We start from the raw sequence: 15,446 nt of genomic DNA on the forward strand, positions 1-15,446 counted from the left end.
CGTTTATCGCTCCGTTTCATCCAGCTGTTCCAGCCTCGTAATTAATTCAGACATATCCTGCGGCAGCGGCGCCTCGAGCACTAACCGCTCTCCGCTGATCGGATGGTCAAAGGCAAGCAGCGACGCATGCAGCGCCTGGCGGCCGATCCATTGATGCCGCTCCTCCCTGCTTTCGTTTGGCCTTGCAATGCCATAAAATTGGTCGCCAATGATGGAATGGCCGATATATTTCATATGCACCCGGATTTGATGCGTTCGCCCGGTTTCCAGCCTCACCTTAACCAGTGCGGCGTCGATAAATACCCTCTCCGTCGAATAATGGGTAATCGCGTGCGCCCCGCATTCAATCACAATCCGCTCATGCGGATTCTCAGGATTTCGATCAATCGGGGCATTAACGGTCCCCTCTGCAGGATCGGGACAACCAAATACAATCGCGTGATACAGCTTATCCACGGTCCCTTTTTTCAGCTGCTCGGAGACCATCTGATGGGCATAAGCATTTTTCGCAATGGCCAGCACGCCTGAGGTATCCTGATCCAGCCGGTGGATCGGGCGGAAACGGTATTTTTCGCCTTTGGCCTGCCAATAATACACGACGCCGTTCGCCAAGGTGTTCAGATAATGTCCGCTCGTCGGATGAACGATTAAGCCGGCCGGCTTGCTGACCACGAGCAGCTGCTCATCCTCGTACAAAATATGCAGCGGAATATCCTGCGGCAAAATGTCGTCCGACGTTTCCTGCTCCATTCGGATCGCCACAACATCACCGGCACGCACAGGTTTGCTTAAATAGCACGCTTCTCCATTGAGTGTAATTCCATTTTCCACCGTCTTAAGACGGACCCGCATCCGTTTCGACAGCTTCAGCTTGCGGTCTAATACCGCTTTGACCGTCCATCCCTCTTCCTGCTGCGTTACTTGATATGTAATAGGATCGTAATACCCGTTAGCTTCGTTCATTGTTCTCCTTGTTTCGCGATCTCCGGAATACCTCGGCGCTGCGCTCATACTCAATGCCGCTCACCCCTGCGCGGTGGTTCGCCAAGCGGGCGACGGTAAAGAACAGATCGGACAGCCGGTTTAAATATTTTCGAGCGTCATCATTAATGACATCCTTCGCGGCCAGCGTCACCACTCTGCGCTCCGCTCTGCGGCATACGGTGCGGCACACATGAAGAGTGGAAGCGAGAAGCGTTCCGCCTGGCAAAATGAAGCGCGTAATATCCGGCATCTCCGCATCGTACTTGTCAATCATTTGTTCCAGCGCGTCGACCGCCTCCGCCTTCAATCGGAAGGGCCGCAGCTCCGGCTTCAGGATCGCAAGATCCGCGCCGCAGTCAAACAGCTCCTGCTGGATCCGAGTTAAATCCTCGGCCAAATCATCAAATCGATCCGAGCCCGATTCCGTAATCAGACTGACCGCTTGACCGACGAAGCAATTGAGTTCATCAACGGTGCCGTATGCCTCCACCCTGCAGTCATCCTTGCTGACTCTTCCGCCGATCACTCCCGTTTGGCCGGCGTCCCCGGTGCGAGTATAGATTCTCATACGAAATCCTCCTATACATGGTTTCTATCAGAGATTGGAATTATGTATGAATCAGCTTTCGAACCTTATCCATATCCAAATACTTAGCAACATGCTCTGCCAACCGGTCAAACTGCTGCTCCCGTTTTGCGCGGTACCCAAGGCCTTCCGCTGATTCCTCTTTACGCCAGCCCTTTTTGATCCGAACCCGGTTGAGCCACTCGCGCCGCAGCGCATCATTATCCAATATTCCGTGGATATACGTTCCCCACACATTGCCTTCCGCCGTTACTGCGCCTTCCTCTACAGGATCTGGAGGCGCATCATTGTTCTCGGGGAACTCTGGGGCAATTTGAAACAAGCGGCGGACCGGAGCCGTAAATTGCGTCCGGCCCATATGGATCTCATAGCCGGAGACGGGAAGATCCATCCCTTCACCCCAGCTTGAGAGCGTTGTGCCGCAAACGCGCACCGTTCGCTTATCCGGTGTGAATGTGGTAACCGTTGGAAAAAATCCGAGCCCCTCAGTATGCGTCCGATCCGATTCCAGATGCTCCGGATCATGCAGCTCCTGGCCCAGCATCTGATATCCTGCGCAGATCCCGACAAGCGCACCGCCGCGCGCTGCATGCTCCTTCAACAGCGGCTCCAAACCTGCTTCCCGGATATATAACAGGTCATCAACCGTATTTTTGCTTCCGGGTAATAGGACGGCGTCCGGCGCCCCCCAGTCTTTCGCCGAGGAGACATAGCGAAGGCGCACGTCCGCTTCATCCGCAAGCGCGTCAAAATCAGTGAAATTAGAAATGCGGGGCAGGCGTACAACCGCAATGTCTAACTGCCCCTCCCGCAGCGGAGGGGCCTGCTCCAGCTTTTGATCAAGCGATGCGGAATCCTCATCCTCAAGAGCGAGTCCGGGCAAGTATGGAATGACACCCAATACCGGCTTACCCGTTTTTTGCTCCAGCCACTCGATCCCAGGCTGCAGCAGCGAAACGTCGCCCCGGAATTTATTAATAATAAATCCCTTCACCCGATCCCGCTCTTCCGGTGTCAGTATTTCCAGTGTACCGACGATGGAAGCAAATACGCCCCCGCGGTCGATATCCGATACCAGCATCACCGGAGCATCCGCCCAACCGGCCAGCCTCATATTCACAATATCCCGATCCTTCAAATTAATTTCGGCGGGACTGCCTGCTCCTTCGATCAATACGAGATCATACGATTCCCGTAGCCGCTCCAGTGCTTCCTTAACCACCTGCTCCGCTTCGGGCAAATACTTTTCACGATAAGTGCGAGCGTCAAGGTCTTTATACGGCTTGCCGTGGACCACAACCTGCGAAATCATATCCTTTTTCGGCTTCAGCAAAATCGGATTCATGTCAGTCGTAGCCGCTGTCCGGCAGGCATCCGCCTGCATCCCCTGCGCCCTGCCGATTTCTTTGCCATCTGGCGTCACGTAGGAATTCAACGACATATTTTGCGATTTAAAAGGGGCGACCCGCAGTCCTTCATTTGCAAAAAAACGGCAAAGCGCTGCAGTCAGCAAGCTTTTTCCCACGTCGGACGCGGTACCCTGCAGCATGAGTACAGGCGCTCTCTTTGACGCCGTAACAGCATTTTGCCCTTGATACGTTTCCGAATCCGTACGCTGCTCACTCATGGCTCTTTCCTCCGTTTCGCAAAACATGTAGAGCATCGGATAAACATGAGAGCATCCTTCCGTTGGATTCTCTGCTTTTAATCGCGGTTCGGCCATATCGAGCATTCAGACCGTTAAATGTGGAAGCGTCCCGCAGCAGCACACCGCGCCGTCCCATTTCCCTCTGCAGCTCCGGCATCCGGAACGGCTCCGACTCGGCGATAGCAAACAGCAAATAATTAGCGTCGCTGTCATAGACGATAAGTCCAAGCTCCCGCAGTCGATCAGTCAGATGCGCTCTTTCTGAGCGAAGCCATGCAAAGGTGTCTTTACGGAACTGCTCCGCGCCAAGCAGCGCTTCCCCCGCCCACTGCGCCGGGGCGCTTACACTCCACGGAGGCTGCAGCTCCTTCAGCTTTTTGATCCGTTCCGGGTGGGCAACCATAAATCCAAGGCGCAGGCCCGGGATCGAATAAAATTTTGTCATCGAGCGAATGACGAAAATATTCGGATTACATACTGCTTCCCGCAGCAGTGTTTCTTCGTGCTCGGATTCAGAAAAATCAAGGAAGGCCTCATCCACCATCACCGGCTTTTCTAAAGCAGGAATCGCTCGAACAATACTCTGCGATAGCTTTTTTCCGGTCGGATTATTCGGATGTCCGATCAGAAGCGCATCGGCATGGCGTTCCGCCGTCTGTAGATGCTCTATAGTAAAATCAAATTGTTCATGCTCTTTAAGATTTAGGTCATAAATGATTGCTCCGGCTTTAAGCGCTGCCTGCTCGTATTCCAAAAAAGACGGCCGTGCGACCGCTGCTGTTACGGGCTGCAGCAGTCTAACGGTAATATCGATCAATTCCGCCGCCCCGTTACCTGCCAATATACAATCCAAAGGAACACCGTAGGCTTCGGAAATGGCCTGCCGCAGCTTGCGGGCCTCCGGATCTGGATAACGGTCGATTTCCTTCCACCGCTCCGCAACTATTTCCTTCAGTATATCAGGGGGTCCGAGCGGATTCATATTTGAGCTATAATCAAGAAAGGAATCCTCTGTGCCGCCGAACATTTCAACCGCCGTCCGCAGGTCGCCCCCGTGGCCGAACTTTTCCAGCATGCCCCCACTTCCTTTCCGCATAAATAGATGTAGATGAATCGCTATCTTACATTTAAAATCTTTAAATATTTATGTAATAAAATTATGCCGCTTGATGTAACACCATCACAAAGATCAGCAGAAGCACCGTCTCGAGCAGCTCATTCAGCGCGCCGTAGGTGTCTCCCGTTAAGCCTCCGAGCTTTCTTGCAATCATAGAGCCTAGTAAAAAACCGATCGTAATCGACAGCAAAAAGAAGGCGCTTAAAAACAGCCATATGCCTTGAGCTGCTCCCCATCCGCCAATTCCGGCCGCCCAAAATCCAATTCCTGCGCTTACGATAACGGCGGTGAAGGTCGACAACAATACTTCGAGCCGCCCAACGCCGCTAAAGTACCGGCCCATGCCTTCTCCTTCTCTCGCATAAGGCCAATACGCGATCGCCCACACCATAAACCAGCGGCTCCATACCGGAATCGCGCACAGTGCGGCTGCGATAGACAATGCATGACCATTGCGCCACTGCTCCGCCAGTGCCACAAGCAGGGATGCCTTAAGCAGCAGTACAGCGACCGCTACTACAACCCCCATCGCTCCGACCCGGCTGTCCTTCATAATTTCCAGCATCCGCTCTCTGCTGCGGCCGCTTAACAGGCCGTCCGCGGTATCCATTAAACCGTCCAGATGAAGCGCCCCGGTAATTGCAGCCCACAGCAGTGCGACAACGACCCCTGCCGGAGCATCCGGCAGCAGCCATGCCGCAGCGGCACAGCTTATCGCTACAAATAGCCCAACAGCGCCGCCTACCAACGGATAAAAAATGACGCTTCGCCGGCACAAGTCACTGCTAAAAGGCACCTGCAGCGGGACCGGAAATCGGGTCAGCCACTGAAATGCAGCGGCCGCTGCGCCTATCCAATCGAATAAACGGCTGCTATTGCGCATAATACAAGACCTCCTGCCGCCAGCACACTGACGCCGTGTAATAACCGAACCGTGCGCACAATGTGCTCTGCACGAATCGGCTGCCGCTCCCAGCCCATCCTCGCGCGTTCGCTGACGAGTCCGCTGTAAACGTTGCGGCCTCCGAGCTGGATGCCGAGAGCCCCGGCAGCCACCGATTCCGGAATGCCGCTGTTCGGGCTCGGATGAAGCCCCGCAAAGCTGCGCCATGCCTTCAGCCCTGCGCCTGCTTCATAGCCGGGCAGCGCCCAGCATACGGCAACCATCAGGCACCCGGTCAGCCTTGCCGGCACATAATTCATCACATCGTCCCAACGGGCCGATGCCCAGCCGAAATGCAAATATTTGGCGTTCTTATAGCCAACCATAGAGTCCAAAGTATTCGCCGCCCGATAAAGCATGGCGAGCGGAGCGCCCCCGAGCACCGCGTAAAGCAGCGGCGAAACGAAAGCGTCAACGATATTTTCGGCCACCGTTTCGATGGCCGCCCGAGACGTTTCCGCTTCGTCCAGCCGGTCTGTATCGCGTCCGACAATATAACCGACCTGCGTGCGCGCCTCCGGCAAATCCCCGCCTACTAGGGGCCGATAAACCTGCATCGCCGCATCGGATAGACCCTTAACCGCTAAAGTAGATGCGATAAACCATATGTTTACGGCGAAGCCAAGCCACGGATGAACGCGCTGCGCAATATATACAAGCAGCCAGGTGACAGCAAAAGCCAGCATAACGGTGATCGCCGTTAACGCTATGCCGCGAATGCGCAGCATGAAACCCGCTTCGTCCGAAGCTGACTTCCCCTCGTCATCCGAGCGAGGATCAAACTGCTCAGCAGCAGCAGCTTCTCCGCTGCGCGACACTACACCCGCCTCGGCGGTGTGAACTGTCTCCCTTCTCAGCTGCTTCTCCAGCCAAGAAATCAAGCGACCGATCCAAATCACCGGATGCGGCAGCCAGCGCGGATCGCCGATCATCCGGTCCAGCACTACGGCGGCAGCCGCCATCCAAAGCGCCTGCACAACGGTATATCCCAAACCGAGCATCGCGCCTTCTCCTCCTATGTATGTATACAATAGCGGTAAGCAGGGTGCGTTCACCACTCCACGCCATTCCATCCCGTCTCCTGCCTGTATCCGTAAACCGCTATCCTTCAAACCGGTACGCCTGCTTCTTCAGCTCAATCGGAATCCCCGCAGTAACCAGAAACACTTCCTTGCTGATCGAAGCCAGCCTTTGATTCATCCAGCCGCTCAAATCCCGAAACCGTCTTCCGAGCTTATATTCCGGCACGATTCCATAACCAACCTCATTGGTCACCAGCACGACCGGCCCTTGATAATCGCGAAGCACTTCGCACATCCGCTCAATCTTCTGCATAACCGCTTCTTCACATTGCTCCTCGTGTTCAAAGCGCAGCAGCCAATTGGACAGCCACAATGTCATGCAGTCCACGAGAATCACACGCTTTTCAAAGCGAAACAGATTCGACTCCTTATTAATTTGCTGCAGCAGCTCCGCTAGCTCAAACGGTTTTTCTACCGTCAGCCAAGGGAACCCCGCCTCGTTCCGCCGCTTTGCATGAAGCGCGATACGATGCTGCATTTCCTCATCGTATGCTTGTGCTGTAGCAACATAAATCCCTTCCGATCCGAGCTTTGCTGCATACTTCTCTGCGAAAGAGCTTTTCCCGCTCCGTGCCCCGCCGGTAACCAATACGACCATACTCACCCGTGCCTCCTGAATGGACGGAGCTTGCCCTCGTCCTCTGCGTTGCTCTTATTTTCCACTCGAAACGCCGGCGCTGTCAAACGTCGCCATCTCGTTCATCAGCTTCAGCGCCGCTTCAATTATCGGAAAGCACATCACCGCTCCCGTTCCTTCGCCAAGCCTCATATCAAGCTGCAGCATCGGCTTCAGCCGCAGCTGCTGCAGCTGAAGCGTATGCCCGCGCTCCCCGGATAAATGCGACGGGATCAAATAATTCGTCACTTCGCCATGGGACAGACGCACCGCGGCCAGAGCCGCCGCCGAAGAGATGAAGCCGTCGATGACGACCGGAATCCGATTGGCCGCCGCTCCTAAGATCAAGCCCGTTAAAGCGGCAATTTCCAGACCGCCGACCTTTGCCAGCACATCGAGCGGTTGATCGGCCTGAGGGCGATTGATCTCAATGGCCCTGCGCACAACCTCCGCCTTTCTTCGCACCGCCTCATCATTCAGCCCCGTCCCCCGGCCGACACACTCCTCGGGCGGCAGGTTGGCGAAGACAGACAGCATCGCCGCACTAGGTGTTGTATTTCCGATACCCATTTCACCCGTTGCAATAAGCCTGTACCCTTCATCTTTCAGCTGGTTGGCCAGATCCACCCCGACCAACAGCGCCTGCTCCGTTTCTTTTTCCGTCATCGCCGGCTCTACCGCCATGTTCCGGGTACCGTTTCGCACCTTACGCACAATAAGCTCCGGGTGATCCACATCCGCAAGCACCCCGACGTCGACGCACAGCACATCCGCCCCGGTATGCCGGGCCAACACATTGACGCCCGCACCGCCGTTTAAAAAATTGAGGACCATCTGAGGCGTTACCTCCTGCGGAAAAGCGCTGACGCCTTCTGCACATACCCCATGGTCGCCCGCCATCACAACAACCGCCTTGCGGCTAAGATCAGGCTGAAGCTCTCCTGTAATTCCGGCGAGCTGTATCGCCAGCTCCTCCAGCCTTCCGAGGCTGCCCGGCGGCTTCGTCAGCCGGTCAAGCTGCTGCATTGCGGAAGCCATCGCCTCCCGATCTAAGGGCTGAAGCCCGCCAATTAGCATATCCAATCGGTTCATTCGCGTTTTCCTCCTTGTAATAAAACCTGCGGCTTGCCTGTGACAGGATGCTGCAGGACAATCGGCCTGGTTCCGTATACTTCCTCGATCCGTTCCTCTCCAAGCACCTCGTCCGGCTTCCCTGCTGCGGCAATTTCCCCCCGGTTCATCATAATCAGCCGGTCGCAATACTGCGCGGCGATATTCAGCTCATGCAGCACCGCTACCACCGTTAATCCGCGTTCGTGCTGCCATTCCGATACAAAATCCATCATCTGCACCTGATATCCTATATCTAAAAAAGTGGTCGGCTCATCCAGCAGCAGCAGCTTCGGCTCCTGCGCCAGCGATTTCGCTAACGCCACCCGTTGGCGCTCTCCGCCGCTTAGCTGACTGAGCCTCTTATCCGCATGCACAACAAGCCCCAGCCTTTCCAGCAGCTGCTCAACTACGTGTGCGCCTGACGGCGTATCCTCTCCAAGCCAATTTTGAAACGGATACCGTCCCATTTCGACCACTTCGTTAACCGTAAAAGCACTCAGAGGGAGCGGCTCCTGCTGCAGCACGGACATATAACGCGCCAGCTCTTTACGGGAGTAAGCCGCTACCGGCCTCCCCCCAACCTCAACGCCGCCGGCATCCGGTTGATCTACCCCCGAGAGCACTTTCAGCAGCGTCGATTTTCCGCTGCCGTTCGGTCCAATAATCCCGAGCAGCTCCCCCTGCTTCACCTCAAAGGATATGTGCTGCAGTACCGCCGCTCCGCCGTAACGCTTGCTCACCCCGTCTATTCGCGCCGCAAATTCCATGCTCTGCCTCCTTCCTACGCCGCCGCGCCCATTTTTTTCTGCTTTGTCAGCAAGAAGGCAAAGAAAGGTGCTCCTAAAAAAGCAGTAATGATGCCAAGCGGGATCTCCTGAGGACTCATCAGCATTCGGGCAGCCGTATCGGCCCAAAGCATATAGCTGCCACCATATAACGCAGATAGCGGCAAAATCAGCCGATAATCAGGTCCAACCATCATCCGTACCAAATGAGGGACAATGAGACCGACAAAGCCAACCACACCGGCAACGGAAACGGCCGCCGCCGTTAACAGCGTGCTGACCGCCAGCACCAGCCACCGTGTGCGCTGCACATAAACACCAAGATGCGCAGCCTGCCTCTCTCCCAGTTCAAACAAATTAAGCGCCCTTCCATACCCTAGCAAGAAAATAAGACCGATTGCCGTATAAGGCGCGAGCACCGCCGAGAAGCCCCAGCCGCGCATCGCCATGCTTCCCATAAGCCAGAACAAAATTTCGTTGATGACGCTGTCGGATAACGAAACCATAAAGGAAACGAACGCCCCTAGAAACGCCTGCATCACGACTCCGGATAGAATCAAGGTTTCTGTACGAATCTTCCCCTGTACCCCGGCCAGACGAAATACCGCCATTAAGCTAAGCATCCCGGTCACGAAGGCGACCGCTGGAATCGTCCATTGACCGAACAGCGCGTACTGCATCCCGAATAAAATAAGTGCTGCCGCACCGACCGATGCACCGGAAGCTACTCCAAGTGTGAAGGGGTCCGCCAGCGGATTCCGCAGTACGCCTTGAAAGCCTGCTCCGGCAAGAGATAGCGCAGCCCCAACAAGCACAGCCAATACCACTCTGGGAAAACGCACCTTCATCACGATTTGTTCCGAGGTATCCGCCCAGTCACGGATCATCCAGCCGTCGACGCCCGGAACCGAATGTAGCAAAATCCGCCATACCTCCCGCAGCGGCAGCGACGCCGTTCCCATGGACACTGTGACGACAATAGACAGAAGGAGGAGGCAGATTCCTGCTCCTCCCCAAAGCCACAATCGAAGCTTAATCATGACGTCCTTACTTTACCAAATCGGGATAGATACCCTTGGCAATTGCAAGAAGGCCCTTGGTCACTCGCGGACCCGGCCTAGACAGCAGGTTGTCATCTACACCAACCATCTGCCCGCCGGTGATTGCCGCGATCTTGTCCCAGCCGCTTCTTCCCTTGATCGTCGACTCCAGGTTTTCTACGCCCTTGGAATAAATAATGACGTCAGGATTGCTCTGAATGACCGCTTCTTCACTAATTTTGACCCAGCCCTGTTGATCCGCGGCAACATTAATGCCACCTGCAAGCACGAGCAGCTCATGCATGAACTCACCGCTGCCCACCGTCCAGCCAGGGGAAAATTCAACATACACCTTTTTCTTCTGCTCCGGCTTCAAGCCGCTCACTGCATCAGCAACCTGCTTCGCCTCCGCTTTCATATCGGCAATGACCTTCTCCGCCTGCTCGGCCGTATCGGTGATTTGCCCAATCAGCTCAATACGTTCGTACACCTGTTCCAGATTTCTCGGATCCACGGTAAAAACCGTTAAGCCGAGCCCGCGCAAGCTCTCAACCGTCTTTTTATTAATGGACAAGCCGCCAACGACAAGGTCAGGCTTAGCCGACAAGATCGCTTCCGCATCGCCCTGCAGCGAGCCGATCTTTGGTTTTGCTTTTGCCTCTTCCGGATAATCGCAGTACTTCGTCACACCGACAACTCGGTCGCCAAGGCCAAGTGCAAACAATACCTCCGTTTCACTTGGAGACAGCGAAACAATTCGCTCCGGCGCTTTCGTAAACGTAAATTCGATGCCGGAAGCATCCTTCACCTTCAGCGGATATACGGTTTTCTGATTCGCTGCAGAAGCATCGGCAGCGCCCTTGCCCGCTTCCGCTCCACTGCCTACCGCTTTCGGAGCTTCCGTAACCTCTCCGCTGTTCGCACCGCCGCAGCCGGCGACGGTTACAGCGACTAGCACCAGCCATAACCATAACTTCACGCTTTTCAATTTCAACCACACTCCTGCTGTATGTATAGACAAAGACGGGCAGCAACATGAAAAACCCTCTGCCGCGAGACAGAGGGGCCATAGCCGTCGGAGATGTAGACGATTCACATCATGAAATAATGAAACGCGCTCCCATTCCCTAAAGCTGGCTCCTTTTCCTCGAAGGATTCCAAAGCTTCCCCTCAGGCAGGTCTCCTGACTTGCAGGTGGTAGACATAGCCCCGTCTTCCCGGCGTAGCTGCCAGTGACATCATGGGGACGTCATCCCTGCTTACAGTGGCGGGACCGCGTCGGATTTGCACCGACTTCCCTATTAACCGTCGGCATGTATTGCGCGGCGGACCTGTGGGGCTGGGTTTCATTCGGTTGTCCGTACTTTACCTGAGTCGATTATAGAAAATAATCCCGGGGATGACAATCCCCCGGGACATTACTTTTCCATGAGCCGCTTCAGCACCTGCTTCGCCTTTTCGATATCCGGTGCGTTCTGCGGGATAAACGCGTACAATTCAGGCCCTTTATAGTTGAGCCGGTTAAACCAAACGGAGCCGTTCATCGGAATGCCGAACAAGCCTTTAACCAGTTGATCGTTACGGTCCGGAACCTCTACGACTCCAGATGGATAGTCCGCAGGATTGGCGATATCCTCAAGCAGCACATACCCTCCCTGCTTCGCAAATGCATCAAAAATTTCACGTCCTACGATAATAATCCCATTTTCGGCGGAAGCAATCTCGACAGCCAGCTTCTCCGGTGCAAACACCGGTGTGGTGCGCAGCTCAACTGTTGGCGATTCTCCGACAATTTCGTGAAGCGCCGTTTTTAGCTTTTCCGCAGCTTCAATCGACACGCCGTTTTCAGGCATTAAAAAAATCGAAACGTCCGCCTTCGGCCCGCCGCAAGCGGAAAGCAGCAGGAGCGCCGCAAGCCACACCGCCCAAACCGCCGTAAACCGCTTCATTCTAGATTCGGTCACCATCATTTCCTCCCAGAAAAATAGAGCTGTTGCCAGCTCTACCCAAGTTTCATATATTCGTTAATCTTTCGATCCAGCTTCCCGCTTAATTCCACGACTGCCTCGGAGGATAGCGACCGTTCTTTCAGCGAAAATTGTTCGAGTGCAAGTCGCATTGCGTAAATTTCATCAGCTAAACTTTGCCGAGAATATTTGCCCGGCTTGACCATGAACGACCTCGTTTGAAAGCTTTGCGTCACTGGATCCCCTCCTTAGGTGTATTGCGGAACTTAACCCGCTTAATACTTATTATTATAACGGATTCTTTTTTTGCTGTAAAACCATTTAAACTGTTTTAAGAAAATTTTGGATGCGCTCAAGCGCTTGCGTCAGCTGTTCGACCGAGGTTGCATAGGAGCAGCGGACAAATCCTTCCCCGCCAAGCCCGAAAACGTGTCCGGGAACGACGGCAACCTTGCCTTCCAGCAGCAGCCGGCTGGCAAATTCCTCGCTGCTCAGGCCCGTGTTCTCGATCGAAGGAAAGGCGTAAAAGGCTCCTTCCGGCTCATGACAGGCAAGCCCGATGTCCCGGAAGCCCTGCACAACGAGACGACGGCGCTGATTATAGGATTCGACCATTCGGTCCTTCTCCTCCATCCCGTTGCGGAGCGCCTCGATCGCCGCCACCTGACCCATGACAGGCGCGCACATTACCGTATACTGGTGAATTTTGAGCATTGCGGCAATCAAATCCGGATGCCCGCACATGTAGCCCATCCGCCAGCCTGTCATCGCGAACGCTTTGGAGAAACCGCTGACCAGAATAGTCCGGTCCGCCATACCCGGCATTGCAGCAAAGGATACATGCTTGCCAGAGTACGAAAGCTCCGCATAAATTTCATCGGAAATGACGATGAGATCATGCTTCTCCACCAGCTTTGCGATCGGCTCCCAGTCTTCCTTCGTCATGATGCCGCCTGTCGGGTTGCTTGGATAGCATAAAATCAGCACCTTGGATTTCGGTGTGATCGCCCGCTCCAGCGCATCCGCACGCAGCTTAAACTTATCTTTGGCAAAGGTTTCGATTCCTACCGGGACCCCGCCGCCAATCGTGGCAATCGGCGAATACGAAATGTAGCAAGGCTCGGGAATCAAAATCTCATCCCCCGGCTCAATCAGCGCCCGCAAAGCAAGATCAATCGCTTCACTTCCGCCGACCGTGACGATAATCTGATTTTTCGGCTCATAGTTTAGCTCAAAGCTGTTATGCAAATAAGACGCAATTTCTTCCCGCAGCTCCAGCAGACCCGCATTCGGCGTATACGTTGTTCTTCCTTGCTCCAGCGCGTACACGCTTGCCTCGCGAATTCTCCATGGAGTAACAAAATCCGGTTCGCCGACACCAAGGGAAATAATATCCTTGCTGCCGCTTACCAAATCGAAAAACCGCCGAATGCCCGATGGAGGAATATCCCGGACTCTCGGCGCCAAATAATCCTTCATCTCACGGGGCTTCACACTTTGGTTTTGTGTTCCCATTATTCCTCATCCTTTGCAGGGGTTTAGGGTGAAACGAGCATACGGTGATCGCCTTCATGATCCTCAAAAACGAAGCCGTCCTGCTTATATTTTTTCAAAATAAAATAGGTTTTGGTCGAAAGTACGCCTTCCAAGGTCGATAATTTGCTTGAAACGAAAGAAGCGACCTGCTTTAAGTTCTTCCCTTCAATCTCTACCAGCAGATCATATGCTCCGCTCATTAAGTACAGACTGCGGACCTCGGGATACAAATAAATCCGCTCAGCCAGCGCATCGAAGCCGCGGCCGCGTTCAGGAGTCATTTGAACTTCGATCAGGGCCGTAACCTTCTCGTCGTCGACCTTGCTCCAGTTCACGACTGTCGCATACTTCACGATCGTTTTGTCGTCCTCCAGCTGCCTAATGGCCGCCTGTACCGCCTCCTCCGTTTCACCCAGCATCGTTGCGATGAGACCGGCGCTCCGGCGAGAGTCTTCTTTCAGCAGCTCTAGAATTTTCAGCTTTAACCCGTCCACGAAATCAAACCTCCTACACAGTTATCTACCCATATTACAACGAAATGCAAACAAAAAGAAGCCCCAGCCGGAGCTTCACGCTGATTTTATGACGTTACTTTAACTGCCGCTTTGCTGCGGGCCGTCAGCAGCTTCCCCAGCGGCTCGCTGATCGCCCGGTGACGATATTCGCGTGCTACGACGATTTCTATCGAACCATCGTCCAGCAGGCTCCCTACTCCAACTAATCTTCCCTGATCGTACGCAGATATTACACATTCTATATGTTTTGGGGCTGTACCGGGCTTTGCCATTTCCGCTTCAATGCCGCTGTTCGTCAATAAAGCATCCAGCTGTTCGCGTACAGGAGCCTGACAATCAAATGCGATCTTCACCTGTATCTCTCCCTTACAATCCGTCTTCTTAGTAATAAATATACACTAACGTGAATTTTTATGCAACCCCTTCATTGGGTTCATTTCATAACAAAAAAATAGCGTATCACTCGGGCGCATTTTTCCGCTCCAAGATCTACGCTATGCCAGCAAGCTCATATTGATACCTTGTCCTATTATTAAAAAATATCCATACTCAAATAACGCTCACCGGTGTCCGGCGCGATGCATAACACTCTTTTCCCTGCTCCAAGCCGCTTAGCCGCCTGCATTCCTGCCCACACCGAGGCTCCAGCCGACGGACCGACGAGTATCCCCTCAAGTCTAGCAAGGTCTCTCGTCGTTTGCAGCGCGTCGTCGTCCGACACTTGTACGATCTGATCATAAACCTCTGTATTTAAAATCGACGGTACAAAGCCCGGGCTCGTCCCCACCAGCTTATGAGGTCCCGGCTGGCCGCCTGACAGCACTGGCGAACCCTGCGGTTCCACGACGAGTACCTCCAGTCCCGGAAGCTTTTCTTTCAATACCTCACCGGTTCCGGTAATCGTCCCGCCGGTTCCCGCCGTTGCAACAAAGGCGTCGAGCCGCCCATCCATTTGCTCAATAATTTCGAGCGCTGTCGTCGTGCGGTGAATATCCGGATTCGCGCGGTTCTCAAACTGCTGCGGGATAAACGCTCCAGGAATCGTTTCACGCAGCTCCTCGGCTTTGCGGATTGCTCCCGGCATCCGCTCGGCTGCAGGGGTTAGCACCACTTCCGCGCCGTAAGCTTTTAATATATTGATCCGTTCCTTGGTCATATTATCCGGCATGATCAAGATCGCTCGGTAGCCTTTGGCTGCCGCATTCATCGCCAGACCGATACCCGTATTGCCGCTCGTCGGCTCGATGATCGTGGAATAGCCCGGAACGAGAAGCCCCTCCTGCTCCGCCTGTACGATCAAATTATAAGCGGCTCTATCCTTTACACTTTTGCTCGGATTAAAATACTCCAGCTTAACATAAAGCTCGGCCGCATCCGGGCCGAGCAAACGATTAATCCGAACAGCCGGTGTTCCTCCGATCAATTCGGTTACATTGTTTACGATTCTCGATGCCATGATCTTCTAACGCTCCTTAGCTGCTCAATTCACTGTTCCCTATTATACCAAGAACAGC

17 protein-coding genes and 1 riboswitch are annotated in these 15,446 nt (G+C 54.1%); all 17 genes read right to left on the minus strand.

Translation table 11 applies throughout. The annotated features are described in order from the left end of the window. Positions 1-3 precede the first annotated feature (3 nt). The 17 genes from GQS10_RS11265 to cysK all read right to left on the minus strand — a co-directional run bounded on the left by GQS10_RS11265 (position 4) and on the right by cysK (position 15,388). Positions 4-963: an RluA family pseudouridine synthase gene (locus GQS10_RS11265; RefSeq protein ID WP_166242104.1), complete on the minus strand. Its 960-nt coding sequence runs from the start codon at positions 961-963 to the stop codon at positions 4-6. Then, entirely contained in the window at positions 950-1,552 is a 603-nt protein-coding gene (locus tag GQS10_RS11270) for a cob(I)yrinic acid a,c-diamide adenosyltransferase (protein ID WP_166242106.1), read from the minus strand. Before GQS10_RS11270 ends, GQS10_RS11265 begins: the two co-directional genes overlap by 14 nt. A 40-nt stretch (positions 1,553-1,592) precedes the next feature. After that, the gene (locus GQS10_RS11275; protein WP_166242108.1) at positions 1,593-3,197 is read right to left on the minus strand and encodes a cobyric acid synthase; all 1,605 of its coding nucleotides are present in this window, start codon (positions 3,195-3,197) and stop codon (positions 1,593-1,595) included. Then, a complete protein-coding gene (cobD, locus tag GQS10_RS11280; protein ID WP_166242110.1) occupies positions 3,190-4,293 on the minus strand; it encodes a threonine-phosphate decarboxylase CobD in 1,104 nt (367 codons plus the stop codon). Before cobD ends, GQS10_RS11275 begins: the two co-directional genes overlap by 8 nt. Positions 4,294-4,375: 82 nt before the next feature. Then, a complete protein-coding gene (gene cobS, locus GQS10_RS11285; protein WP_166242112.1) occupies positions 4,376-5,218 on the minus strand; it encodes an adenosylcobinamide-GDP ribazoletransferase in 843 nt (280 codons plus the stop codon). Continuing rightward, the gene (gene cbiB, locus GQS10_RS11290) at positions 5,185-6,279 is read right to left on the minus strand and encodes an adenosylcobinamide-phosphate synthase CbiB (RefSeq protein ID WP_166242114.1); all 1,095 of its coding nucleotides are present in this window, start codon (positions 6,277-6,279) and stop codon (positions 5,185-5,187) included. Before cbiB ends, cobS begins: the two co-directional genes overlap by 34 nt. 100 nt (positions 6,280-6,379) lie before the next feature. Further along, on the minus strand, positions 6,380-6,958 hold the full coding sequence (gene cobU, locus GQS10_RS11295; RefSeq protein WP_166242200.1) for a bifunctional adenosylcobinamide kinase/adenosylcobinamide-phosphate guanylyltransferase: 579 nt from the start codon (positions 6,956-6,958) through the stop codon (positions 6,380-6,382). Between the two features lie 54 nt (positions 6,959-7,012). Beyond that, complete coding sequence (gene cobT, locus GQS10_RS11300) at positions 7,013-8,068, minus strand: nicotinate-nucleotide--dimethylbenzimidazole phosphoribosyltransferase (RefSeq protein ID WP_166242116.1); 1,056 nt, start codon at positions 8,066-8,068, stop codon at positions 7,013-7,015. After that, positions 8,065-8,856 (minus strand): ABC transporter ATP-binding protein, encoded by a 792-nt coding sequence (locus GQS10_RS11305; protein WP_166242118.1) that lies wholly within the window; start codon positions 8,854-8,856, stop codon positions 8,065-8,067. The genes cobT and GQS10_RS11305 overlap by 4 nt, the downstream gene beginning before the upstream one ends. A gap of 14 nt (positions 8,857-8,870) precedes the next feature. Further along, positions 8,871-9,911: an iron chelate uptake ABC transporter family permease subunit gene (locus tag GQS10_RS11310; protein ID WP_166242202.1), complete on the minus strand. Its 1,041-nt coding sequence runs from the start codon at positions 9,909-9,911 to the stop codon at positions 8,871-8,873. A gap of 10 nt (positions 9,912-9,921) precedes the next feature. Continuing rightward, positions 9,922-10,893 (minus strand): ABC transporter substrate-binding protein, encoded by a 972-nt coding sequence (locus GQS10_RS11315; RefSeq protein WP_341805052.1) that lies wholly within the window; start codon positions 10,891-10,893, stop codon positions 9,922-9,924. Between the two features lie 177 nt (positions 10,894-11,070). Next, a riboswitch (cobalamin riboswitch) is annotated at positions 11,071-11,264 on the minus strand. 68 nt (positions 11,265-11,332) lie between these two features. Further along, positions 11,333-11,878, minus strand: coding sequence for a hypothetical protein (locus GQS10_RS11320; RefSeq protein WP_166242120.1), 546 nt, complete (start codon positions 11,876-11,878; stop codon positions 11,333-11,335). Positions 11,879-11,916: 38 nt separating this feature from the next. Continuing rightward, positions 11,917-12,117, minus strand: coding sequence for a Spo0E family sporulation regulatory protein-aspartic acid phosphatase (locus GQS10_RS23140; RefSeq protein ID WP_166242122.1), 201 nt, complete (start codon positions 12,115-12,117; stop codon positions 11,917-11,919). 85 nt (positions 12,118-12,202) lie between these two features. Beyond that, the gene (locus GQS10_RS11330; RefSeq protein WP_166242124.1) at positions 12,203-13,396 is read right to left on the minus strand and encodes an aminotransferase class I/II-fold pyridoxal phosphate-dependent enzyme; all 1,194 of its coding nucleotides are present in this window, start codon (positions 13,394-13,396) and stop codon (positions 12,203-12,205) included. 23 nt (positions 13,397-13,419) lie between these two features. Next, entirely contained in the window at positions 13,420-13,911 is a 492-nt protein-coding gene (locus tag GQS10_RS11335; protein WP_166242126.1) for an Lrp/AsnC ligand binding domain-containing protein, read from the minus strand. 86 nt (positions 13,912-13,997) lie between these two features. Further along, positions 13,998-14,285: a GNAT family N-acetyltransferase gene (locus GQS10_RS11340; protein ID WP_166242128.1), complete on the minus strand. Its 288-nt coding sequence runs from the start codon at positions 14,283-14,285 to the stop codon at positions 13,998-14,000. A 179-nt stretch (positions 14,286-14,464) separates the two neighbouring features. After that, on the minus strand, positions 14,465-15,388 hold the full coding sequence (gene cysK, locus GQS10_RS11345; protein WP_166242130.1) for a cysteine synthase A: 924 nt from the start codon (positions 15,386-15,388) through the stop codon (positions 14,465-14,467). Between the last annotated feature and the right edge of the window lie 58 nt (positions 15,389-15,446).

The organism is Paenibacillus turpanensis, assembly GCF_011421635.1.
In the GTDB taxonomy this organism is placed as follows: Bacteria; Bacillota; Bacilli; order Paenibacillales; family YIM-B00363; genus Paenibacillus_AK; species Paenibacillus_AK turpanensis.